Origin of the sequence: Streptomyces sp. NPDC093598 (assembly GCF_044764825.1) — a bacterium.
In the GTDB taxonomy this organism is placed as follows: Bacteria; Actinomycetota; Actinomycetes; order Streptomycetales; family Streptomycetaceae; genus Streptomyces.
In genome coordinates, this window is record NZ_JBIWIV010000018.1 from 117,445 (window position 1) to 141,171 (window position 23,727).

Sequence of the window (23,727 nt, forward strand, 5' to 3'; positions counted from 1 at the left end):
GTGGAACGAGAACAGGTTGCAGTAGGACGGGATGCACTTCAAGGGTTTTCTGACAGACAGTCAGATTCTTTCGCCCGGACCCTTCACAGTTGGACCGCCCTTTGCTCTGATGACCGGCGAACCGTCCGATGCCAGGCACGCCCGGGGTCAGGAGGAGCGGTGGAGTACAACCTTGCCGACCTGTTCGAGTCGGTCGTCGACGTCGTCCCCGGCCGCGAGGCGCTGGTGTACGCCGACCATCCCGGCACGGGCGCGGAGCGCCGCCTGACGTACGCGGAACTGGACGCGGCGGCCGACCGGGTGGGCCACCATCTGCTCGACAGCGGGATACGCCCCGGTGAGCACCTGGGGCTTCACCTCTACAACGGCGTGGAGTACCTGCAGACGGTGCTCGGCTGCCTGAAGGCGCGGATCGTCCCGGTCAACGTCAACTACCGCTATGTGGAAGAGGAACTGGTGTACCTCTACCGCGACGCGGATCTGGTGGCGCTGGTCTTCGACGCGGAGTTCACGGACCGGGTGGCCGCGGCGCGCCCCCGGGCGGAGAAACTGCGGCATCTGATCCGGGTGGGTGCTCCGGCGCCGGGAGCCCCCGGGGTGCCCTGTGTGGAGTTCGCGCAGGTGGAGGCCGCGGGCTCACCCGGGCGCGGTTTTCCGGCCCGCTCGGCCGATGACCAGTTCATCATCTACACCGGCGGTACGACCGGGATGCCCAAGGGCGTGATGTGGCGGCAGGAGGACCTGTTCTTCGCGGGTCTCGGTGGGGGTGCGCCGACCGGTGAGCCGGTGAAGAAGCCGGAGGAGCTCGCCGAGCGGGTCGCGGCCGGCGGCGCGGGGATCACCTTCTTCCCGACGGCCCCGCTGATGCACGGCACCTCCACCCTCACGGCGTTCATCGGCTTCAACTTCGGGCAGCGGGTCGTGATCCACCGCAAGTTCGTGCCCGAGGAGGTGCTGCGGACCGTGGAGAAGGAGAGGGTGAGCAGCATCTCGCTGGTGGGTGACGCGATGCTGCGGCCGCTGATCGACGCGCTGAGCGGTCCGCTGCGGCACATCGACCGCTCGTCGCTGTTCAGCGTGTCGTCGTCCGGCGCGATCATGTCGGACACGGTGCGCCGGCAGTTCCAGGAGCTGGTGCCGAACGCCATGCTGCTGAACAACTTCGGTTCGTCGGAGTCGGGCTTCAACGGCACGGCCACCGAGGACTCGGGCCCGGAGCGTGGCTTCCGGGTGCGGGTCAACCCCCGCACCCGGGTGGTGGACCCGGCCACGTACGAGCCGGTGGCGGCCGGCGAGGTGGGCCGGATCGCGCAGTGCGGACATGTGCCGCTCGGCTACTACAACGACCCGGTCAAGACCGCGGGGACCTTCTTCGAGAGGGACGGCGCGCGGTGGGTGCTGCTCGGCGACATGGCCACCGTCGACGAGGAGGGCGTGGTCACCGTCCTGGGCCGGGGCTCGCAGTGCATCAACACCGGTGGCGAGAAGGTGTACCCGGAGGAGGTCGAACAGGCCCTCAAGTCCCACCCGGACGTCTACGACGCACTGGTGGCCGGGGTGCCGGACCCCCGGTGGGGTCACCATGTGGCGGCGGTGGTGCAGCTGCGCACGGGCGCCGTGCGGCCGTCACTGGAGGACATCCAGACCCATTGCCGTGACCGGCTCGCCGGCTACAAGATCCCGCGCCGGCTGGTGATCACCGAGTCGATCCAGCGGTCGCCGAGCGGCAAGGCGGACTACCGGTGGGCGCGGGAGGTGGCGGTGACGGCGGACGGGTGATTCTGCGGCCGGATCATTGAACCCGAGGTGACGTGCGGACGTACTGGTGGTGGCAGGCTCGGTCACCCGAGCCCTGTTCGCCATGCCAGCAGGACCGCACGGAAGGACCACCGGGTGTCGCTCTTCACTCGCTCCCGTCAGCTCTCGGACACCACCGAGGGCGGAGCGGAACCGGATGACGGCACCGGCACAGCGCACCCCGAGGACGGCACCGGCACAGCGGATCCGGAGGACGGCACCGGCACGGACGACCCGGAGAGCGCCACCCCGGCAGAGGAGACGCCTTCCGAGCAGCCTCCGACAGCGGCGAAGCCCGGCTGGTTCGGCTGGCGGCGCCGCTACCCCCGGACGGCACGCGGCGTCTCCGTCGGGACGACCGTTCTGGCCGGTGCGCTCGTGCTGTTCGCGCTGCTCGTGCCGAACCGGATCGAGCGCGTCGCGTTCGCGTCGTTCGTCCGCATCCCCGCCGAGGGTGTGCTGCTCGCCGGGCTGCTGCTCGCGCTGCCGTCGAAGCCCCGGCGGATCACGGCGGTGGTCACGGGCGTGTTCCTGGGCCTGGTCACCGTTCTGAAGGTCGTCGACATGGGCTTCTACCAGATCCTGGCCCGGCCCTTCGACCTGGTCCTGGACTGGATACTGATCGAGAACGGCACGGACTTCCTGAGGGAGACGTTCGGCCGTACCGGCCAGGTGCTGGCCGTGGCGGGGGTGATCGTCCTGTTCGTGGCGCTGCTCGTCCTCACCACGCTCGCGGTGGTGCGGCTGACGAACCTGATGGTCCGGCACCGGCCGGTGGCCGGCCGTACCGTCCTGATCCTCGGCACGGCGTGGATCACCTGCATGACCCTGGGCGTGCAGATCGGCACCGTGCCGGTCGCCACCAAGGGCAATGCCGAGTTCCTCGGCAACCGTGTGGAGCAGGTGCGGGCTGGGCTGCGGGACGCCCGGGTCTTCGAGAAGCAGGCCTCGGTGGACGCCTTCGCGCAGACGCCGCCCGACCAGTTGCTCACCGGGCTGCGCGGCAAGGACGTCCTGTTCACCTTCATCGAGAGTTACGGCCGGGTCGCGATCGACGACCCGGCGATGGCGCAGCAGACCGACGCCGTGCTGAAGGAGGGCACCGGCAGGCTGAAGGCGGCCGGTTTCGAGTCGCGCAGCGGCTGGCTCACGTCGCCGGTGACGGGCGCGGGCAGCTGGCTCGCCCACTCGACGTTCCTGTCCGGGCTGTGGATCAAGAACCAGCAGCGGTACCGCAGTCTGACCACGAGCGACCGCATGACGCTGACCAAGTACTTCGGGAAGACGGGCGCCTGGCGGACCGTCGGCATCGTGCCCGGTGTGCGACGGGCCTGGCCGGAGGGGAAGTTCTTCGGCCTGGACCACATCTACGACTCCGAGCACCTCGGCTACCACGGCCCGTACTTCAGCTGGACGCCCGTGCCCGACCAGTTCAGCATGGAGGCCTTCCAGCGCCTGGAGCACGGCAGGAAGGACCGCGAGCCGATCATGGCGGAGATCATCCTGGCCTCCAGCCACAACCCCTGGTCCCCCATCGCCCGGATGATCGACTGGAACGACCTCGGCGACGGCTCGGTGTTCCACCGGATCAAGAAGGAGGGCACCAACCCCACGGAGGTCTGGAAGGACCCGGAAAAGGTGCGCACCGAATACCGGCGCGCCATCGAGTACTCGATCCGCAGCCTGACCGAGTGGGTCGAGCGCTACGGCGACGAGGACACGGTGCTGGTCTTCCTCGGCGATCACCAGCCGGTGCCGACCGTCACCGCAGGGGACACCGGCAAGGACGTGCCGGTGACGATCGTCGCCCACGACAAGAAGGTCCTGGACCGGGTCGCCGACTGGGGCTGGACGGACGGCCTCAAGCCGGCGGCGAACGCGCCCCGGTGGGGCATGGACAAGTTCCGCGACCGTTTCATGACGGCGTACGGTCCGCAGGGCTGAGGAACTCCGCCACGGCAGCGAGGAACTCTTTCGGCCTGGTCTCGTGCACGAGATGTCCCGCGTCGACGGTCATGTGCCGGGCGTCGGGGAGCCGTTCGGCGAGCGCGGCGATCTGCTCCTGCGGGATCGGGCTGGCCGGTCCGCCACCGATCAGCAGCGTGGGCATGGTGATCCGCCCCATGTGGTCCCACCACACGGGATGCGGGGCGTTGCGCTGTGCGTCGGTGGCGAGGATCATCGCCCAGTCGTACGGCAGGTCCCCGCCGGGCCGTTCGGCGGGCGGGCGCGGCGGGTCCAGCGGAAAGGGGGCGGGCACGTCCTCCAGGACGAGCCGCCGTACGAGGCCCGGGCTGTGCTGGGCGAGCAGGTAGGCGACAACGCCGCCGAGGGAGTGGCCCACGACGTCGGCGCGCTCGATGCCGAGCGCCGTGAGAAGGGCGCGGATGTCGTCGCGCAGGGTTTCGTACGCGTATCCGCCGGGCCAGTCGCTGCGGCCGTGCCCGCGCAGGTCTGGGGCGTACACCCGGCGGGGTCCGGCGGCCAGGGCGGGAGCGATCTCCGCCCAGTCGGCGCCGTCGGCCCCGCGGGCGTGCAGCAGCAAAAGGGGTGGTGCGTCCTGCGGTCCCCAGACACGGTAGGCCTGGGTGATGCCGTTCGCCCGTACGGTGCGCGGTGGTGTGTCCATTCCGGGCACGGTAGGCGAGGTGTGCTGCTGTACCGGGGCCGCTTCGCCGACAGCAGAGGGCGTGCCGCTCCGGTCAGGAGAAGAAGGCGGCCACGCGCCGCGTGAACCACTCGGGGTCGTCGAGCCACGGGTAGTGCCCCGCGCCCGGCTGCACCACGCACTCGGCCTTCGGGAAGGCGTCGGCGGTACGGCCGGCGAGGGCCGGGCTCGGGCCGCCGTCGAATCCGCCTGCCAGGACCAGCACGGGGGCTTGCACCCGGGCGAGCGCACTTCGCGTCGCCTCCGGATCGTAGGCGCCGTCGGCACCGTAGACATCCGCCGCTTCGTCGTTGGTCTCGGCCTCCTCGCGATCGGCGTGGGCCCGGGCGGTGTCGTCCCAGCGTCCGTGGAAGAACGGGAGGAACACCGGGTCGAAGTCACCCGTGCCGTCCAGCCAGGCCTCGAACGCCGGGAACGCGTCCGCGAACCATGGTTCCGACGCCCGTAGCCGGGCCGCCGCCAGCCGGTCCCCGGCCGTCGCCGGCCATCCCAGCGCCCACGGAGTGGCGGTGACCAGCGCCAGCCGCTTCAGCCGCTCCGGATACCGGGCCGCGTAGAGCATGGCGAGACTGCCGCCCGCCGAGTGCGCGAGGACGTCCATCCGCCCCAGGCCCAGATGGAGGCGCAGCGCCTCGACGTCGTCCACGAGCCGGTCACAGCGGTAGGTCGCCGTGTGCGCCGGTACCTCGGACTCCCCGGTCCCGCGCAGGTCGAGCAGCATCAACTGCCGATGGGCGTCCAGTCCGCCCAGGTTCCCCAGGTAGACGGAGGCTCGCATCGGACCCCCTGGCAGCACGACGAGCGGCTCGCCCTTGCCGCGTACGTGGAAGGTGAGTCGGGTCCCGTCCGGGGCAGTGAAGATCGGCATGCCGCCGATCCTGATGCCCGGGGCCGGTCCGGCACAACCGGGTTGTGCCGCCCGTGCGCGCTACCCGTTCCCGAGCTCGTTCCTCAGTTCACGCTTGAGGATCTTCCCGCTGGCGTTGCGCGGGAGTTCGTCCACGAACACCACCCGCTTCGGCGCCTTGAAGTGGGCGAGTCTCTCGCGGACATGGCCGATCAGTTCCGCCTCCGAGACGTCGCCGCGCGGGACGACGACGGCCGTCACCGCCTCGATCCAGCGTTCGTCCGGCAGGCCCACGACCGCGGCCTCGGCGACCTGGGGGTGGGTGTACAGCGCGTCCTCCACCTGGCGTGAGGCGATGACGACACCACCGGAGTTGATGACGTCCTTCACCCGGTCGACGATCGTGTAGTAGCCGTGCGCGTCGCGTACCGCGAGGTCCCCGGAGCGGAACCACCCGTCGCGGAAGGCCTCGGCGGTCTCCTCGGGCTTGTCCCAGTAGCCCTCGCACAGTTGCGGGGAGCGGTAGACGATCTCGCCGGGGGTGCCGTCGGGTACCTCCTCGCCCGTCTCGTCGACCACACGCGCGTCGACGAACAGGACGGGCCGGCCGCAGGAGTCCATGCGGCCCTTGTGTTCGTCGGGCGCGAGGACCGTGGCCAGGGGGCCGATCTCGCTCTGGCCGAAGCAGTTGTAGAAGGCAAGGCCCGGCAGGCGCTCGCGCAGCCGTTCGAGTACCGGGCCCGGCATGATCGACGCACCGTAGTACGCCTTGCGCAGGCCGCTCAGATCGCGGGTGGCGAAGTCGGGGCGGTTGGAGAGAGCGATCCAGACGGTGGGCGGCGCGAACAGGCTGTCCACGCGGCCCGCCTCGATCAGGTGGAGGAGCCGGTCGCCGTCGGGTGCGTCCAGGATGATGTTCGTCGCGCCGACGGCGAGGTAGGGCAGCAGGAAGACGTGCATCTGCGCGGAGTGGTACAGCGGCAGCGAGTGCGCGGGGCGGTCGCCGGCACTGAGGTCGAGGGCGGTGATCGCGCTCAGGTACTCGTGCACCAGGGCCCGGTGCGTCATCATCGCGCCCTTGGGCAGGGCGGTCGTCCCGGATGTGTACAGCAGTTGGACGAGGTCCTCGGTGTGCGGCTCGGGGCCGTCGTGGGCGGGTGCCTCGGGCAGCCGTGCGAGCAACGAGTCGTCGGCGTCGCGCAGCGGCAACGTCCGTACAGCGCCCGGCAGGCGCGCCGCGAGGTCCGGGTCGGTGAGGACCAGGGAGCTGCCGGACTGGCCGATGATGTAGGCGAGGTCGTCGCCGGTCAGGTTCTGGTTGACGGGTACGTGCACCAGGCCCGCGCGGGCGCAGGCCAGGAAGGCGATCAGGTAGGCGTCGGAGTTGTGGCCGTAGGCACCGACCCGGTCCCCCGGGGCCAGCCCCTGGCCGAGGAGGACGCTCGCCGCGCGGGAGACGGCGGTGTCGAGTTCGTCGTACGTCCAGGTCCGCTCGGCGTACTCCACGGCGACGCGCGCCGGTGTGCGCCGGGCGCTGCGCCGCAGGACTCCGTCGACCGTGCTGCCGTGTCCGGGCGTCGTCATGACACATGATCCTCGGTTCACCGCCCGACGAGGTCAAGGACCCCGGACCGCACCGGCCGCGGCGGTGGCCGGGCCGCGAGCAACCCTGCCGCCGTCGACGGCGTCCGGTGTCATGAAACCGACGGACGTTCGAATCAGGTTCGTTCACTCGACACTCCTTTCCCTCGACGATGTTGGAGGGCACGATGCGCAGCCGTCTGAGACGACTCGTTCTCGGGGCCACGGCCCTGTTCACCGCCGCGTCCGCCTTACCCGCGGCCGCCGCCACGACCCAGCAGCGAGCAGAGCAACACCCGTCCCACGACGGCCTGTCCGCCGTCATCCGCTACACCGAGTACGGCATTCCGCACATCCTCGCGAAGAACTACGCGGACCTTGGCTTCGGTACGGGCTGGGCGCAGGCCGCCGACGAGGTGTGCACGCTCGCCGACGGTTTCGTGACACTGCGGGGCGAGCGGTCCCGGTACTTCGGCGCCGCCGCGTCCGCCGGCGGCGATCTGTCGGCGGCCAGGACGAACCTCGCCAGTGACCTGTACTTCCGCGGGGTCCGTGAGACGCGCACCGTGCAGAAGCTGCTCGCCGAGCCGGCGCCCGTGGGCCCCAGCCGCGAGGTCCGGGACCTGATGCGCGGCTGGGCAGCCGGTTACAACGCCTGGCTGAAGCGGGAGAGGATCACGGATCCGGCCTGTGCGGACGCGTCCTGGGTCCGGCCGGTCACCGAGCTGGACGTGGCGGCGCGTGGTCTCGCCATCGCCTCGATATCCGGCGAGGGGCGCTTCGTGGACACGATCACCGCCGCGCAGCCGCCGACCGGAGCCACTGCGGCTTCCGGCACCAGATCCGCCCGCACGCCGGGCGCGAAGGCCGTGGCGAAGGCGGCCGACGAGGTGTGGGGCGACCGCGGCATGGGTTCCAACGCGGTCGCCTTCCGCGGTGACACGACGGTGAACGGCCGTGGTCTGCTGCTGGGCAACCCGCACTACCCGTGGGACGGCGGTCGCCGGTTCTGGCAGTCGCAGCAGACGATCCCGGGCAAGCTGAACGTGTCCGGCGGGTCACTGCTCGGGACCCCGGCGATCTCCATCGGGTTCAACGCACATGTGGCGTGGAGCCACACCGTCTCCACCGGCATTCCGGCCAACTTCCACCAGCTGACGCTCGATCCGGCCGATCCCACGGTCTACCTCGTGGACGGCAGGCCGGAGCGCATGAAGAAGCGGACCGTGACGGTCGCCGTGAAGGACGGCACACCGGTGACCCGCACCCAGTGGTGGACCCGGTACGGACCCGTCGTCACCTCTCTCAGCTCTCAGGTTCCGCTGCCGTGGTCCGGCAGGACGGCGTACGCCCTGCACGATCCGAACGCCGCGAACCTCCGCTTCGCCGACACCTCGCTCGGCTTCGGCAGGGCCAGGAGCACAGCCGACGTCCTCGCCTCCCTCGCCCGGCACCAGGGCATCCCGTGGGTCAACACGATCGCCGCCGACCGCGCGGGACATTCTCTCTACACCCAGTCCCAGGTGCTCCCCCGCATCACCGACGAGCTGGCCGAACGCTGTTCGACGGAACTCGGCAGGACCACGTACCCGGCGTCCGGGATCGCGGTCCTCGACGGCTCGCGCGGCGACTGCGCCCTCGGCAGCGACCCCGACGCCCTCGTGCCGGGGATCTTCGGGCCGGAGCGGATGCCGACGCTGGAGGACGCCCCGTACGTGGAGAACTCCAACGGCACCGCGTGGATGACCAACGCCGACCGGCCGATCACCGGCTACGAGCGGATCTTCGGCACGGTGGGCACGCCACTCGGTCTGCGCACCCGGGGCGCGATCGAGGACGTGTCGGCGATGGCGGACCGGGGCGGTCTGACCGTACGCGACCTGCAGCGGCAGCAGTTCGCCAACCGGGTGCCGGCGGGTGATCTCGCCGCCGCAGACGTGGCTCGGGCGTGGGCCGCCCTGGCCGGTGGCACTGCGACGGGCAGCGACGGCAAAGCCGTCGATGTGTCGGGGGCCTGTGAGGTGCTGAAGGTGTGGGACCGCACCATGGACACCGGGAGCCGGGGAGCGCTGCTCTTCGACCGGTTCTGGCGCAGGCTCGAACAGGCGTTGCCGGCCGACCGGTTGTGGAAGGTGCCGTTCTCCGCGGCGGACCCGGTCCGTACCCCGAACACCCTGAACACGGACGCCCCCGGCTTCCGCACCGCCCTCGCCGACGCGGTGGCCGAATTGCGGGCCGCGGGGATCGCCCTCGACGCACCGCTCGGCGCGCACCAGTTCGTCGTCCGCGACGGCAAACGCCTGCCCGTGCCGGGCGGCGCGGGGCGGCTCGGGGTGTGGAACGTGATCGAGCCGACGTGGGACGCGGCCGGTGGCGGCTACACGGAGGTGCCGTTCGGGTCCAGCCACCTTCAGGCGGTGGGCTGGGACGGCAGTCGCTGTCCCGTGGCCCGCACCCTGCTGACGTACTCCCAGTCGTCGAACCCGAAGTCGCCGCACTTCGCCGATCAGACCCGGCTGTTCTCCGGTGAGAAGTGGGTGGCGTCGCGCTTCTGCGAGAAGGACATCCTGTCCTCGCCGAAGCTGAAGGTCGTGCGGGTGCACGAGCGCCGCTGACCGTGCGCGAGGGGTGCCGTTCCCGGGGGCGGCACCCCGTTCCCGGAGAACGTTCGCCTCTGTGGCGGCCGACGCCGTGGCGCGGCGTCACACCGGTCGTGTCCGGCCCTCCCAGTAGGGTTCCCGCAGCCGCCGCTTGTACAGCTTGCCGTTGGGGTCGCGGGGCATCTCGGTGATGAAGTCGACGCTCCTGGGCCGCTTGTACCCGGCGAGCCGGTGGGCGCAGTGGTCGAGGAGGTCGGCCGCGAGGGCGGGTCCGGGCCGGTGTCCGGGGGCGGGCTCCACCACCGCCTTCACCTCCTCGCCCCAGTCGTCGTGCGGGATGCCGAAGACGGCGGCGTCCGCGACGGCGGGGTGGGCGAGCAGGGCCGACTCGATCTCGGCCGGGTAGATGTTGACCCCGCCGGAGATGATCAGGTCGATCTTGCGGTCGCGCAGGAAGAGGTAGCCGTCCTCGTCGAGGTGGCCCAGGTCGCCGACGGTGAAGAAGTCGCCGATGCGGTTCTTGCGGGTTTTGGCCTCGTCCTTGTGGTACGAGAAGCCGCCGGTGTTCATCTTCATGTAGACGGTGCCGAGTTCACCGGGCGGCAGCCGGTTGCCGTCGTCGTCGAAGACCGCGAGCTCGCTGATGGGCCAGGCCTTGCCGACGGTGCCGGGCTTCTTCAGCCAGTCCTCGGCGGTGGCGAAGGCGCCGCCTCCCTCGCTGGCCGCGTAGTACTCCTCCACACAGGGCCCCCACCAGTCGAGCATGGCCCGCTTCACATGGTCGGGGCAGGGCGCGGCGCCGTGGATGGCGTGCCGCATGGAGGAGACGTCGTAGCGGTCCTTCTCCTCGTCGGGCAGGGCCAGCAGGCGGTGGAACTGGGTGGGGACCATATGGGTGTGGGTGCAGCGGTGGGCGTCGATGAGGCGGAGCATCTCCCGGGGTGTCCACTTGTCCATGAGGACCAGCCGGTGGCCGATGTGCAGGGACGCCCCGGCGAACTGCAGGACGGCCGTGTGGTAGAGCGGCGAGCACACCAGGTGCACGTTGTCGTCGAACGGCCGGATGCCGAAGATGCCGAGGAATCCGCCGAGGTACGCCTCCTCCGGCGGTTTGCCGGGCAGCGGGCGGCGGATGCCCCGGGGGCGGCCGGTGGTGCCCGAGGTGTAGTTCATGACCCAGCCGAGGGTGCGGTCGGCGGGTGCCGACCCGGGTTGCCCGTCGAGCAGTTCGGCGTACGGCCGGAAGCCCCGGACCGTACCCACGGCGTACCGGTGGGTGTGCGGCAGGCCGGCCTCGTCGGCGGCGTCGCGGGCCGTGTCGGCGAAGCGCTCGTGGGTGAGGAGCACCCTGGCGCCCGAGTCGGAGACGATCCAGGCGATCTCCGGCCCGACCAGGTGGTGGTTGACGGGGACGAGGTAGAACCCGGCCTGACTGGCGGCGAGATACGCGGTGAGGAACTCGACGCCGTTGGGCAGGACCACCGCGAAGGTGTCGCCGCGTTCCAGCCCGGCCGCGCGCAGCCCGTGCACGAGCCGGTTGGCGGCGGCGTGCAGGCGGCCGGCGGTCCACTCCTCGCCGTCGGGTGCGACGAGCACCGTGCGGCCGGGGTCCTCGGTGGCCTGGGCCCAGAAGCCCACGGGGGGTGTGCTCACGACTGGCCGCTCCTTCCGGCGATGCGGTTGACGCGGTCCACGGCCTGCTCGAAGCCGCGGGTGAGGTCGTCGAAAACGGTCTGGACGCTGCGTTCGCTGTTCATCCGCCCGACGATCTGGCCGACCGGGGTGCCGAGCAGCGGATCGACCTCGTACTTCTGGATGCGCGAGACGGCCTCGGCGACCAGCAGCCCTTGCAGCGGCATGGGCAGGGTCCCGGGCCCGGCCGGGTCGTCCCAGGCGTCGGTCCACTCGGTGCGCAACTGGCGTGCGGGCTTGCCGGTGAGCGCACGGGAGCGGACGGTGTCCCCGGAGCCGGCCGCGAGGAGTTTGCGGGTCAGGGCGGGCGAATGGAGGTCCGCCTCTGTGGTGGTCAGCCATATGGAGCCCAGCCACACCCCTTGGGCGCCGAGGGTGAGTGCGGCAGCCACCTGCTGTCCGCTGCCGATGCCGCCCGCGGCCAGCACGGGCAGCGGGGCGACGGCGTCGACGACCTCGGGGGTGAGCACCATGGATGCGATCTCGCCGGTGTGGCCACCCGCCTCGTAGCCCTGCGCCACCACGATGTCGATCCCGGCGTCCTGGTGCTTGCGGGCGTGCCGGGCACTGCCCGCGAGCGCGGCGACGAGGACGTTCCGGTCATGGGCGCGGGCGATGACGTCGGCGGGCGGGGAGCCGAGGGCGTTGGCGAGGAGCCGGATCGGGTAGTCGAAGGCGACATCGAGCTGGCTGCGGGCGACCTGCTCCATCCAGCCGGTGATGCGCCAGCCGACCGCCTCGCCCTCGGCGAGCTCGGGCACGCCGTGCCGGGCGAGGGTGTCCCGGACGAACTGCCGGTGCCCCTCGGGGATCATCGCCTCGACGTCGGCCTCCGTGACGCCTTCGACCTTCTTCGCCGGCATCACGACGTCCAGGCCGTACGGCCGGCCGTCGACGTGTGCCTCGATCCAGTCCAGGTCGCGTTTGAGCTCGTCGGGGGCGGTGTAGCGGACCGCGCCGAGCACGCCGAAGCCGCCGGCCCGGCTGATGGCCGCGGCGACGGCGGGGAACGGCGTGAAGCCGAAGACGGCGTGCTCGATTCCCAGTGTCTGGCTCAGCTCCGTCTGCATGGGCGCAGGATGCCGGATTCCTCCGGAGGACGGAAGAGTTTTCTGATGACCCGTCAGATCGGAGGCGGTTTCTCCACCGGATTCACGGTGGCGCGCGGGGGACATACTTCCGGGGACACGCGAGGCGGCTGAGGCGAAGGGGTGCGCGGTGACCGAAAGAGCGGCGAGCGGCGAACTGACCCGGCGTCAACTGGGCGCAGCAGGAATGGCCCTGGGCGGTGCGCTCGCCCTCGCCTCGTTGCCCGCCGGGCCCGCCTCGGCCGCCCCGGCGGGGACCGGCCACCGCCCCACGCTGCGGCACGGCTCCGCCGCACGCGCCGGACTGCTCTCCTCCCATCTGCGTCGACTCGTCACCGACGCGGAGGCGTTCCTCGGCCCCTCCCCCAGGCATCCCTGGTACGCGGGCGCCGTCCTGCTCGCCGGACGCGGCGGCACGGTCGCGCTGCACCGGCCCATCGGCATGGCGGTGCGCTACCGGGCCTACGACGAGAAGACCGACACCGGCATCGAGTTCCCGCCCGGCGAGCAGATCCCCATGGCCGAGGACACCGTCTTCGACCTGGCGTCGGTTTCGAAGCTGTTCACCTCGATCCTCGCCGTGCAGCAGTTGGAGCGGGGCGCGCTGGAGCTGGAGGCGAAGGTCGCCTCGTACCTGCCGGACTTCGCACGCGCGGGCAAGCAGGACATCACGATCCGCCAGCTCCTCACCCACACCTCGGGGTTCCGCGCCTGGATCCCGCTGTACAGCGCGCCGACCCACGAGGAGAAGCTCCAGCTCATCTGGAACGAGGCGCCTGTCAGCGCGCCCGGCACGGCGTACCTGTACTCGGACCTGAACCTCCTCTCGCTCCAGCTGGTGCTGGAACGGATCACGGGCCGCACCCTGGACACCCTCCTGCGCGACGAGATCACCGCACCGCTCGGGCTGCGCCGCACCCGCTACAACCCGCCCGCCTCCTGGAGGCCGAAGATCGCGGCCACGGAGGACGCCCGCGCACCCTGGTCCGGCCTGGACCGGGGACTGGTGTGGGGCGAGGTGCACGACGAGAACGCCTTCAGCCTCGGCGGCGTCGCGGGCCACGCGGGCGTGTTCTCCGACGCCTGGGACCTCGCGGTCCTCGGCCGTACGCTGCTCAACGGCGGTGTCTACGGCCGGGCCCGGATCCTGACGCCGGAGTCGGTGAAGCTGATGTTCACCGACTTCAACACCGCCTTCCCGGGGGACGAGCACGGCCTCGGCTTCGAGCTCTACCAGCACTGGTACATGGGCGCGATGGCCACCCCGCGCAGCGCCGGGCACACCGGCTTCACCGGCACCTCGCTGGTGCTCGACCCGACGACCGACTCGTTCCTCGTCGTTCTCGGCAACTCGGTGCACCCGGTGCGGAGTTGGCGTTCCGGATCGGCGCCCCGGGTCGCTGCGGCGAACCACCTGGCGCGGGCCGTGCCGGTCCGGCCGGCGCGGGGCCGCACGGCCTGGTTCTCCGGGATGGAGGTCTCCACGACGGCGACCCTCACGCTCCCCGCGCTCGACACGTCCGCCGGCCGGGCCCGGCTGCGCTGCGCGCTGTGGTGGGACACCGAGCCGAGGGCCGACGTGCTGGTCCTTCAGGCCTCGACCGACGGCGGCACGAGCTGGCAGCCCGTGCCCTTCACCACGTCCCGCCGCGGTGAAGTTCCCGAGCGGCATCCGTCGGGCTCGGTGACCGGCTGGTCAGGCCGCGTCTGGCACGGGCTCACCGCGGACGTCCCCGCCGCGCGGGAACTCACCCTGCGCTGGCGGTACACGACGGACCGGCTGTACGCCGGCCGTGGCTGCTATGTGGACGGCCTGCGGGTGGCCGCGGCCGACGGCGTCCTGTTCGACGAGGCACGCCCGGCGGACGCGTCTCGTGTCGAAGCGGTGGGATGGACGCCGTCGGCCGACTGAGGCGGTCCGGTCACTGCTTGAAGACGGCCTTCTGCACCTCGTTCGGTCCGTCGAAGCGGTCCTCCTTGAGGCCGTCGAGTGTGCTGACGACCTTGTCGTCGGCGTGGTTGCTGCGGGCACGCTCCACCAGATGCTGCTTGTCGGTGGGGTAGTCCATGCCCTTGAGGGCCTTCTGGAGATCGGTCGGGCTGAGCTCGGCCATGAGAGCCTCCCGGGGTCGTGCGACCGTCCGCGCGGGGCGGCCGGCCGGTACGGACACCTTCGTCCTGTCGGAGTGCCCCTCGACCGGCGAGCGATTCAGCCGATGCCGTTTTCCAGTACGGCCATCGCCGCGTTGTGCCCCGGCACCCCGCTGACCCCGCCCCCGCGCACCGCTCCCGCCCCGCACAGGAGGACGTTCGCGTGCCCGGTCTCCACGCCCCAGCGGCCCGTGCCGTCCTGGGCGTAGGGCCAGCTCAGCTCGCGGTGGAAGATGTTGCCGCCGGGCAGACCGAGGTCCCGCTCCAGGTCGAGCGGGGTCCTGGCCTCGACGCAGGGGCGTCCGTCCGCGTCGGTGGCCAGACAGTCGGCAAGGGGTTCGGCCATGTGGGCGTCGAGCTGGGCGAGGGTCGCCTTCAGCAGGTCCTGGCGTATGGCGTCGTTGTCCCGCTCGAACAGGCGGGCGGGGGTGTGCAGGCCGAAGAGGGTGAGCGTCTGGTAACCCTGCTCGGCCAGGTCGGGCCCGAGGATGGTCGGGTCGGTGAGCGAGTGGCAGTAGATCTCCGAGGGCGGCGCGGCGGGCAGGTCACCGGCGGCGGCCTGGGCGTGGGCCGTGGCCAGTTGCTCGTAGCCCTCGGCGATGTGGAAGGTGCCGGCGAACGCCTCACGCGGGTCGACGGAGCTGTCGCGCAGTCGCGGCAGCCGCTTGAGCAGCATGTTGACCTTCAGCTGGGCGCCCTCCGCGGGCGCCGGAGGCGTGTCGCCGGTCAGTTCGGCCAGGGCCTGGGGGGAGGCGTTCACCAGGACGTGCCGGGCGGCGACGGAGCCTTCGCCGTCGGCCGTGCGGTAGGTGACCTCGGCTGTTGCGCCGTCCGTGGCGATGCGCAGCGCCTCGTGACCGGTGGCGAGGACCGCGCCGGCCGCCCGTGCCGTGTCGGCGAGGGCGTCGGTGAGGGCGCCCATGCCGCCGACCGGCACGTCCCAGTCGCCGGTGCCGCCGCCGATCACGTGGTAGAGGAAGCAGCGGTTCTGTTTCAGGGTCGGATCGTGGGCGTCGGCGAAGGTGCCGATGAGCGCGTCGGTGAGGACGACGCCCCGCACCAGGTCGTCTGCGAAGCGCTCCTCGACGGCGACTCCGATCGGCTCCTCGAACAGCACCCGCCAGGCCTCCTCGTCGTCGAGGAGGCGGCGCAGTTCCTCGCGGGTGGGCAGCGGCTGGGTGAGGGTCGGGAAGACGCGCTGGGCGACGCGTCCGGTCATGCCGTAGAACTCCCGCCAGGCGCGGTACTCGCGGTCGGAGCCGGTGAGGCGGGTGAACGCCTCCCTGGTACGCCGTTCGCCGCCGCCGACGAGGAGGCCGGTGGGGCGGCCGTCGCGCTCGGCGGGTGTGTAGGAGGAGACGGTACGGGTGCGGACCCTGAAGTCCAGGCCGAGGTCCCGGACGATCTTCTTGGGCAGCAGGCTGACCAGGTACGAGTAGCGGGACAGCCGGGCGTCGACTCCGGCGAAGGGCCGGGTGGACACCGCCGCGCCGCCCGTGTGGTCCAGCCGCTCCAGGACGAGGACGGAGCGGCCGGCCCGGGCCAGGTAGGCGGCGGCGACCAGGCCGTTGTGGCCGCCGCCCACGATGACGGCGTCGTACGTCCGGTGTGCGCGGGGTCGCTCGGGTGCGGTCATGGTTCTTGGTAACACGGGGTGATCGGGGTCGGCCAGACGGCGCCTGCACGCTCGCTCGGAGTCAGCGCCCTGCCGCGGCCCGCTGCTCGCGCAGGGCCGCCACTCTTCGGTACAGGGCCATGGCCTCGGCGCCGCGGCCGAGCTGTTCCAGGCAGTGGGCCTCGTCGTTGCGGCTGGCGAGGGTGTCGGGGTGGTCGCCGCCGAGGACGCGTTCGCGGGCGGTGGCCACGCGCCGGTACTCGGTGAGAGCGTCGGCCCAGCGGCCCAGCCAGCCGAGGCCGACGGCGACCTCGCGGCGGCTGACGAGGGTGTCCGGGTGGTCGGGGCCGAGGACCTGCTCGCGGAGGGCGGCCACGTCGCGGGATGCGGCGAGTGCCTCCTCCCAGCGGCCGAGCCGGCCGAGGTTGACGCAGCGGCCGTGGCGGGCGCGCAGGGTCTCGGGGTGGGTGGGGCCCTGGACGCGGGTGCGGTCCTCGGCCAGGTCGCCGTAGACGTCCAGGGCCTCCGCGCTGCGGCCGAGGCGGCCCAGGCTGATGCCGATCTCGTGCCGGGCGGCGAGTGTGTCGGGGTGGTCGGGGCCGAGGGCGCGGGCGCGGGCCTCGGCGACTTCGCGGTAGGTCTCCAGGGCCTCGGCCCAGCGGCCCAGCTGGCCGAGTGCGTAGGCGACTTCGTAGCGGGTGACGAGCGTGTCGGGGTGGTCCGGGCCGAGCACGCGGGCACGGGCGGCGGCCACGTCGCGGGCCATGCGGTAGGAGTCCTCGAGGCGGCCGAGGCGGCTGAGGTTGAAAGCGAGGTTGTGGCGGCAGCGCAGGGTGTCGGGGTGGTCGGGGCCCATGAGGTGCTCCCGGGCGGTGAGCACCGAGGTGTAGACGCGGTGGGCGTCGAAGGGGCGGCCCAGCTGCCCGAGCACGTAGGCCATCTCCTGGCGGGCGGCCAGGGTGTCGGGGTGCTCGGCACCGAGGGTGCGGATCCTGGCCTCGGTGACGTGCTTGTACTCGCGCAGGGCGTCCGCGGCCCGGCCGGTGCGGCTCAGGGTGAAGGCGACCTCGTAGCGGCTGGCGAGGGTGTCGGGGTGGTCGGGGCCGAGGAGGTGCTCGCGTTCGGCGGCGACGGCCCGGTGCACCTCGCCCGCCTCGGTCCAGCGGCCGAGCCGGCCGAGGCTCAGACCCGCGTTGTGCCGGCCGGCCAGGGCGGTCAGGACCTCCGTGGGCGGGGCGGGCCGCTGCGCGGGGACGGGTTCCTCGACGACGGGGCCGGTGGCGGGCCGTGCGATCCACTCGCCGGACAGTCCCGCCGCCGGGTCGGGCGGTGTGGTGCGCAGTCCCGTGCCGGTCGCCTTGTGGCCGGTGGTCATGCCGCGGGTCCAGGACGGCAGACGGCCCGCACCCACCGGCACGTGGGGGGCGGGGCGGGCCGCCGCGAAGGCCGGTACGTACGCCGGCGCCGCCCGGTGCGCGCTGATCCGGCGGGCCAGCTCGCGGGCGTCGTCGGGGCGTTGCCCGGGTTCCTTGGCGAGCAGGTCGAGGACGACCTGTTCCAGGTATGCGGGCAGTTCGGCGCGGTGCTCACGGGGCGGGCGGGGCGGGGTGTCGCGGTGGCCGACGAGGATCGCCCAGGCGTCGTCGAGGTCGAACGGCGGTACGCCGGTGGCGATCTCGTACAGCACGCACCCGAACGAGTAGAGGTCGCTGCGGTGGTCGACCCCGTCGCCGCCGATCTGCTCCGGGGACATGTAGTGCGGGGTGCCCATGGCGATGCCGGTGCCGGTCAGTCTGGAGGTGAAGCCGATGTCGTGGGCGAGGCGGGCGATGCCGAAGTCGCAGATCTTCACGGTGCCGTCGCCGAGCCGCACGATGTTGGCGGGCTTCAGGTCCCGGTGGACGATGCCCTGCTCGTGGCAGTAGGCGAGGGCGGCGGCGACCTGCTCGGCGATCTCCACGACGTCCGCGACGGGCAGCGGGTGCTGCTTGTTGTCCTCCAGCAGCTGGCTGAGGTTGCGGCCGTCCAGCAACTCCATGACGAGGTAGAGGACACCGTCGGACTCGCCGAAGTCGTGCACGACGGTGATGCCCCGGTGCTGGAGCGCGGCGGCCACCCGGGCCTCGCGGCGGAACCGCTCCCGCAGCACCCTCGTGAAGGCGTGGTCGTGGTTCGGGCCCAGCGGTTTCAGGCACTTGACGGCGACGTGCCGGCCCAGGGACTCGTCCCGGGCCCGCCACACCTCGCCCATGCCGCCGCGCCCGATCAGGTCGAGCAGCCGGTACCGGCCATGGATGAGCCTGCTGTCCCCCATCTCGCGCGACGCTCCCCCCGGTAGCTGTTCGCCCGCCCCTGGCCCACCCAGTATGGCGGCCTATCGTCCGAGTTTGTACGGTGCCGGGCGGGCGTCCGGGCCGAGCCTCGCCATGGCCCGCAGAATGTGTTTGGGCGGCAGTTGCCACCGCAGACGTGCGGGAACGCGGCGCAGCAGGAGGCCGGTGAGGCGCAGTTGCCGGGTGACGGTGGCGGGTGCGGGGGCCGTTCTGCCGTACAACTCGTGGGCGTACGGCGGCAGAGAGGCGTACGCCAGATGTGCCACGCGCCGCCACAGCACCTCGCGCGCCGGTACGAGGAGCGGGTGCGTCGGCGGGCGGAGCAGGAAGTCGTCCACCTCGCGTGCCTCGGGTCCGGCGGCGAGGTCCGGGCGCACCTTCTCGAAGTACTCGGCCATTTCGGCCCGGTTCCCCGGTACGGCGTCGGGGTCGAGACCCACCAGACGTGCGCTGCGCCGGTGTTCGGCGACGTACCGGTCGGCCTCTGCGTCGGTCAGCCGGAACCCGGATCTGCGCGCGACGTGCAGATACGAGTCGATCTCGGCGCAGTGCACCCACATCAGCAGCGCGGGTTCGTCGACGCCGTAGCGCTCGCCGGTGTCCGGGTCGGTCGCGGTGAGCATGCGGTGGATCTTCCGGACCCGGGCGCCCGCGCGTTCGGCGGCCTCGGTGGTGCCGTACGTGGTCGTCCCGACGAAGCCGGCGGTGCGCATCAGCCGGCCCCAGGCGTCACGCCGGAAGTCGGAGTTCTGCATGACCCCGCGTACCGCGCGGGGATGCAGGGCCTGGAGGTAGAGCGCCCGGACACCCGCGATCCACATCACGGGGTCACTGTGAAGCTGCCAGGTCACCGATTCCGGACCGAACAGCCCCGGGTCCGCGCCGGTCATGCGCCTCACCTCCGCCCGGCGCACACCATGGCACATGCCGAACCGCCGGTACACACAAACCGTCCGGCTGTTGAGATTTCACCTACCCGGTGTCGGGTTTGGTAAGCCTGGCCTTATATATTGCCGCTTGTCGATCAAGGCTCGTACCGGGCCGGCAACGGCATGCCCGGCCTCGCACACGACAGGACCCCTCATGCGCACCACCTCCCGCGGCCTCATAGCGGCGTTCGCCCTCACCCCGTTGCTGGCCGGCTGCTTCGCACCGAGCGACAACGACGCGGGCGGTGGAGCCGGTTCGAACGGGCGGCTGCGCATCGCCCTGGCCATCCCTCCCGTGCAGGCCCTGTCCCCCTACAGCAACGACGCCACGGTGCTGAGCAAGCTGTCCGTCGCCGAGGGGCTGACCGTCCTGGACAAGAACGGCGCCGCCGCGCCCGCGCTGGCGAAGTCCTGGAAGCAGGACAACGCCACCACCTGGACCTTCGAGCTGCGCAAGGCCGAGTTCCAGGACGGCACCGAGCTCACCGCCAAGGCCGTCGTGAACGCGCTCGACCACGCGGGCGCCGCCAAGCCGAAGCCGCGTGTGCTGAGCGACGTGACGCTCACCGCCAAGGCCGACGACGCGGACACCGTCACCCTCACCACCAAGTCGCCCGACCCGGTGCTGCCGTTGCGACTGGCCAGCCCCGCAATGGCGATCCTGTCGGCCAAGGCGTACGCGCAGGACGGCAAGGTCAGCCCGGTCGGCACGGGCACCGGCCCGTTCAGGATCACGAAGCTGAGCGGGAAGAGCGCAGCCACGCTCGACCGCTTCGACGGCTACTGGGGCGGCAAAGCCAAGGCGCGGGGCATCGACGTGACCTGGATCCCGGACGGCACCGCACGCGCCAACGCGCTGCGCGGCGGCGAGGCCGACATCGCCGAGTGGATCCCGACCTCACAGGCCAAGCTCCTCGCCGCCGGCACGCGGCACGTGGTCTCCTCGGTGCGCACGGACAGCCTCATCCTCAACACCGGCAAGGGCGTGTTCACCGACCCCGGCCTGCGGGCGGCCGCCCGTGAGGCGGTCGACGGCACCGACCTCGTCGACTCCGTCTTCGGCGGGTACGCCGACCGCGCCCAGGGCCTCTTCGGGCCCGCCGTCCCCTGGGCCGCCGACCTGCGCGTCCCTGTGACCGGCCGGGCCGGGGCGGCGCCCCGCGCCCGGGTCGAGGCCGAGACCAAGGGCAGGACGGTGCGCCTGGCCGCCATCACCAACCGCGCCGAACTGCCCGAGGCGGCGACCGTCCTCCAGCAGCGACTGGAGAAGGCCGGGTTCAAGGTCAAGTTGGATGTGCGCGAGTACACACAGATGGAGGCCGACCTCCTCGCGGGCCGGTACGACGCCCTGGTCTTCTCCCGCGTGACGCTCCTCGACACCGGTGACGCGGTCGCCTACCTGGCGAGCGACTTCACCAGCGACGGCGTCTACAACATCGCCCGGCTGAAGGACCCCGAGGTGGACAAGGCGATCCGGGCGGCCGCCGCGGAGAGCGACCCGGACCGGCGTCACGAGAAGATCATGAAGGCGGAGGCGGAGATCCTGCGCACCGACGCCGTGGTGCCGCTGGTCCACGAGAAGGTCGTGCAGGGCGTCGCCACCGACGTCGACGGCGTCGTGCTCGACCCGCGCGAGCGGTCCCTGGTCGACCTCGACACCCATCTGAAGTAGCCGCATGACCGTCGCTCACGTCCACGCCGCCCGCCCGTACATCTGGCGGCTGGCGGCCGGCCGGACCCTCGCCGGAGCAGCGCTGCTGGCCGCGGTGGCCACCCTGCCCTGGCTGTCCGGCAGCGACCCCGCGCGCACCGTGCTGCGGGCCCGCTCGGCGGATCAGGATCCGACACCCGCGCAACTGGCCACCGTTCGCGAGCAGTTGGGCCTGGACGAGGGCCCCTGGGTCCACCTCACGCACTGGCTGGGCGGTCTGCCGCGCGGGGACGCGGGCGTCTCGTGGGTCTCCGGCGATCCGGTCATGCCCCAGGTGGGGACGGCCCTGTCGGTCTCCCTGACGCTGATGCTGGGCGCGTTCGCGGTCACCGCCCTGGTGGCCGCACTGGTGTGTGCCCGCACGGTCTTCCTCGGTTCCCGGCGCCGTCTGCGCCAGGACCGGGCGGGCACCACGGCCGCCGTCCTGGCGTCGCTGCCGAAGTTCCTGCTCGCCTCGGTGCTGGCCACCGTGTGCGGGGTGTGGTGGGGGTGGTTCCCGTCCAGCGGGTGGGAGGGACCGCAGTCGATGGTGCTGCCCTCGCTGGCGCTCGGCATCCCGTCGGGCGCGATGCTCGGCGGCATGCTCGACCAGGCGCTGCCCGCCGCCTTTCACGAACCCTGGGCGCGCACGGCGTACGCCGTCGGGCTCCCGCCCGGACACATCGCCCGCAACGCGCTGCGCCGCACCCTGCCCGGCATACTGCCGCAGCTGCTGCCTACCGTCGTGGCGCTGGTCGGCGGGGCGGTCGCCGTGGAGAAGATCTTCAACATCCCCGGGCTCGGCCGGCTCGCCCTGGACGCGGCCGTCGCGCAGGACCTCCCGGTGCTGCAGACCGCGACTCTGGCGCTGGTCCTGCTCGGCGTCGCCGCGGGCATCCTGATCCGGGCCCTGCGCCACGCCCTCCTCGGCCGGCCTCTGCGCGACAGCGCCCTGCCCGCACTGCACCGGCCCCCGCTCACGGTGCCGCGTTCCCTGCGCTGGATCACGGCGGCCTGCGCCCTCGCCCTGCTCGCCCTGATCACGGCGGGCCTGCTGCGTGACCCACTCCAGGTCGACACGGCGGCTCGGCTGCTGTCCCCGTCACTCGACCACCCGCTGGGCACGGACGCCCTGGGCCGTGACCTGCTGGCCCGGCTGGGCCACGGCGCGCTGCGCACCGCAGGGGTCGCCCTCGTCGTGACGGCGGTCAGCGCGGTCACCGGACTGCTGCTGGGCATGGCACCGCGGGTGAGCGCGGGCCCCACGGAGGTCGTGGCGACTCTGCCCGCCGTCCTGGCGGGCCTGCTGATAGCGGGCGTGACCGGACCTTCGGTCTGGGGCGCCGCGAGCGCGGTCTGCGCGGTCGGCTGGAGCCCGTACGCCGCCCAGACCTCCGCGCTGCTGGAACAGGAACGCGCGAGTGGGCACATCGCGGCGTCCGTCGCGCTCGGCGCGGGGCGGCTGCACCTGCTGCGCCGCCACCTGCTGCCCGGGGTGCTTCCGGCCCTCGTCCGCAACGCCCTGCTCCGCCTGCCCACGACCGTGCTGGTCCTGGCCTCCCTCGGTTTCCTGGGCCTGGGCGAACAGCCGCCCACCCCCGAGTGGGGCCGCCTCCTCTCGGAGAACCAGCCGTACGCCGAACTGGCCCCCTGGACCGTCCTGGGCCCGGCCGCCGCGCTGGTCGTGTTGTCCGTGCTGGCGGTGACGGGCAGCGTAGTGGGACGGGGGAAAGGCGAATAGCAGGCGCCCCGGCCGGTGGAAGTCCACCGGCCGGGGCGCCTGCTCCCCGCCTTTCAGGCGGGGTTCGTCTCGTCGATCACGTATCCGCGCCGCTTGTCCACGACGTTGCGCAGCGGGCGGCCCTCGATGTGCCGGGTGAGGTTGTCGAGGAACACCTCGACGAGCGCCTCCCGCTCGCTGGTGGTCTCGCCCGCCGTGTGCGGGGAGATCATCACGCCGGGCATGTCCCACAGGGGTGATGCGGCAGGCAGGGGTTCCTGGGCGAAGACGTCCAGGGCGGCACCGGCGAGGCGTCCGGCGGCGAGGTGGTCGACCAGGGCCTCCTCGTCGACGAGTCCGCCCCGGCCGACGTTGATCAGCCGGGCCCCCGGCTTCATCGCGGCGAGCACGGGGGCGTCGACCATGCCCCGGGTGTCCTGGGTGAGGGGTGCGGCCAGGACGACGTAGTCCGACTCTGCCAGGGCGGAGGCCAGGGTCGTCGCATCGTGGACCGTGCCGAAGTCGGGGTCGGCCGTGCGGGCCGCGCGGCCGACCCCGCAGACCCGCATCCCGACGGCGCTCAGCAGCCGGGCGATGGCCCGGCCGATCGGCCCCGTCCCCCAGACCAGAACCGTGCGGCCGGTGATGCCGTCACTGGGGCGCGGACGCCACTCGCGGTGCTGCTGGTGCTCCCAGGTGCCGGGGAAGTCCTTGGCGAGGGCGAGGATCAGTCCGAGGACGTACTCGGCGGCGGGCTGGTCGTAGACGCCGCGGGCGTTGGTGAGCGTGACGCCGGGGTCGTCCACCAGGGCCGGGAACAGGAACGAGTCCACTCCCGCGGAGGACGCGTGAACCCAGCGGGGTGCCTTCTCCGGGTTGTCGGGCCAGGCCTCGCGGATGGCCGGGGTGATGCTCACCCAGGCCATGAGGATGTCCGCGCCGGGGAGGAGGTAGGGCAGTTCCTCTTCGGTGGCGTAGACGGTGTCGGCGAGGCGTTCGATGAGTGCGGTGGCGGG

Annotated in this window: 16 protein-coding genes; 6 read left to right on the forward strand and 10 right to left on the reverse strand. The window is 72.1% G+C overall.

The window, feature by feature from the left end:
* The first annotated feature begins 159 nt into the window (after positions 1–159).
* Both ACIRDU_RS34160 and ACIRDU_RS34165 read left to right on the forward strand, forming a co-directional pair.
* On the forward strand, positions 160–1,779 hold the full coding sequence (locus tag ACIRDU_RS34160; protein WP_403587055.1) for an acyl-CoA synthetase: 1,620 nt from the start codon (positions 160–162) through the stop codon (positions 1,777–1,779).
* Positions 1,780–1,893: 114 nt separating this feature from the next.
* Complete coding sequence (locus ACIRDU_RS34165; RefSeq protein WP_403587057.1) at positions 1,894–3,741, forward strand: sulfatase; 1,848 nt, start codon at positions 1,894–1,896, stop codon at positions 3,739–3,741.
* On the opposite strand, the gene ACIRDU_RS34170 is transcribed toward ACIRDU_RS34165, so the two are convergent.
* The 3 genes from ACIRDU_RS34170 to ACIRDU_RS34180 form a co-directional block, all read right to left on the reverse strand.
* Entirely contained in the window at positions 3,713–4,426 is a 714-nt protein-coding gene (locus ACIRDU_RS34170; protein ID WP_403587060.1) for an alpha/beta fold hydrolase, read from the reverse strand. The genes ACIRDU_RS34165 and ACIRDU_RS34170 overlap by 29 nt on opposite strands.
* Positions 4,427–4,499: 73 nt before the next feature.
* Positions 4,500–5,333 carry an alpha/beta fold hydrolase gene (locus ACIRDU_RS34175; protein ID WP_403587063.1) on the reverse strand — a complete coding sequence of 278 codons (834 nt, stop codon included), beginning with the start codon at positions 5,331–5,333 and terminating at the stop codon, positions 4,500–4,502.
* A gap of 60 nt (positions 5,334–5,393) precedes the next feature.
* Positions 5,394–6,896 carry an acyl-CoA synthetase gene (locus tag ACIRDU_RS34180; RefSeq protein ID WP_403587065.1) on the reverse strand — a complete coding sequence of 501 codons (1,503 nt, stop codon included), beginning with the start codon at positions 6,894–6,896 and terminating at the stop codon, positions 5,394–5,396.
* Between the two features lie 185 nt (positions 6,897–7,081).
* Here ACIRDU_RS34180 and ACIRDU_RS34185 point away from each other — a divergent pair, with 185 nt between their 5' ends.
* Positions 7,082–9,508, forward strand: a complete 2,427-nt coding sequence (locus ACIRDU_RS34185; protein WP_403587068.1) for a penicillin acylase family protein — start codon at positions 7,082–7,084, stop codon at positions 9,506–9,508.
* An 87-nt stretch (positions 9,509–9,595) separates the two neighbouring features.
* Here the strand turns inward: ACIRDU_RS34185 and ACIRDU_RS34190 are convergent, their stop codons facing one another.
* Positions 9,596–11,146, reverse strand: a complete 1,551-nt coding sequence (locus ACIRDU_RS34190) for an acyl-CoA synthetase (protein WP_403587071.1) — start codon at positions 11,144–11,146, stop codon at positions 9,596–9,598.
* Complete coding sequence (locus tag ACIRDU_RS34195) at positions 11,143–12,255, reverse strand: NAD(P)H-dependent flavin oxidoreductase (protein WP_403587073.1); 1,113 nt, start codon at positions 12,253–12,255, stop codon at positions 11,143–11,145. Before ACIRDU_RS34195 ends, ACIRDU_RS34190 begins: the two co-directional genes overlap by 4 nt.
* A 205-nt stretch (positions 12,256–12,460) precedes the next feature.
* On the opposite strand from ACIRDU_RS34195, the gene ACIRDU_RS34200 reads away from it, so the two are divergent.
* Positions 12,461–14,185: a serine hydrolase gene (locus ACIRDU_RS34200; RefSeq protein WP_403587104.1), complete on the forward strand. Its 1,725-nt coding sequence runs from the start codon at positions 12,461–12,463 to the stop codon at positions 14,183–14,185.
* Positions 14,186–14,195: 10 nt separating this feature from the next.
* Here ACIRDU_RS34200 and ACIRDU_RS34205 read toward each other — a convergent pair whose 3' ends face one another.
* From ACIRDU_RS34205 to ACIRDU_RS34220, 4 genes are all read right to left on the reverse strand, one after another.
* On the reverse strand, positions 14,196–14,387 hold the full coding sequence (locus tag ACIRDU_RS34205) for a DUF2795 domain-containing protein (protein WP_403587076.1): 192 nt from the start codon (positions 14,385–14,387) through the stop codon (positions 14,196–14,198).
* Between the two features lie 95 nt (positions 14,388–14,482).
* Entirely contained in the window at positions 14,483–16,060 is a 1,578-nt protein-coding gene (locus ACIRDU_RS34210; RefSeq protein WP_403587078.1) for a phytoene desaturase family protein, read from the reverse strand.
* A 61-nt stretch (positions 16,061–16,121) separates the two neighbouring features.
* Positions 16,122–18,353 carry a tetratricopeptide repeat protein gene (locus ACIRDU_RS34215; RefSeq protein WP_403587080.1) on the reverse strand — a complete coding sequence of 744 codons (2,232 nt, stop codon included), beginning with the start codon at positions 18,351–18,353 and terminating at the stop codon, positions 16,122–16,124.
* 60 nt (positions 18,354–18,413) lie between these two features.
* Complete coding sequence (locus ACIRDU_RS34220; RefSeq protein ID WP_403587083.1) at positions 18,414–19,262, reverse strand: oxygenase MpaB family protein; 849 nt, start codon at positions 19,260–19,262, stop codon at positions 18,414–18,416.
* Between the two features lie 193 nt (positions 19,263–19,455).
* On the opposite strand from ACIRDU_RS34220, the gene ACIRDU_RS34225 reads away from it, so the two are divergent.
* Positions 19,456–20,973, forward strand: a complete 1,518-nt coding sequence (locus ACIRDU_RS34225; protein WP_403587085.1) for an ABC transporter substrate-binding protein — start codon at positions 19,456–19,458, stop codon at positions 20,971–20,973.
* 4 nt (positions 20,974–20,977) lie between these two features.
* Entirely contained in the window at positions 20,978–22,732 is a 1,755-nt protein-coding gene (locus tag ACIRDU_RS34230; protein WP_403587087.1) for an ABC transporter permease subunit, read from the forward strand.
* A gap of 53 nt (positions 22,733–22,785) precedes the next feature.
* On the opposite strand, the gene ACIRDU_RS34235 is transcribed toward ACIRDU_RS34230, so the two are convergent.
* Positions 22,786–23,727 (reverse strand): D-2-hydroxyacid dehydrogenase (locus ACIRDU_RS34235; protein ID WP_403587090.1); only part of this gene is annotated, 942 nt, incomplete at its 5' end.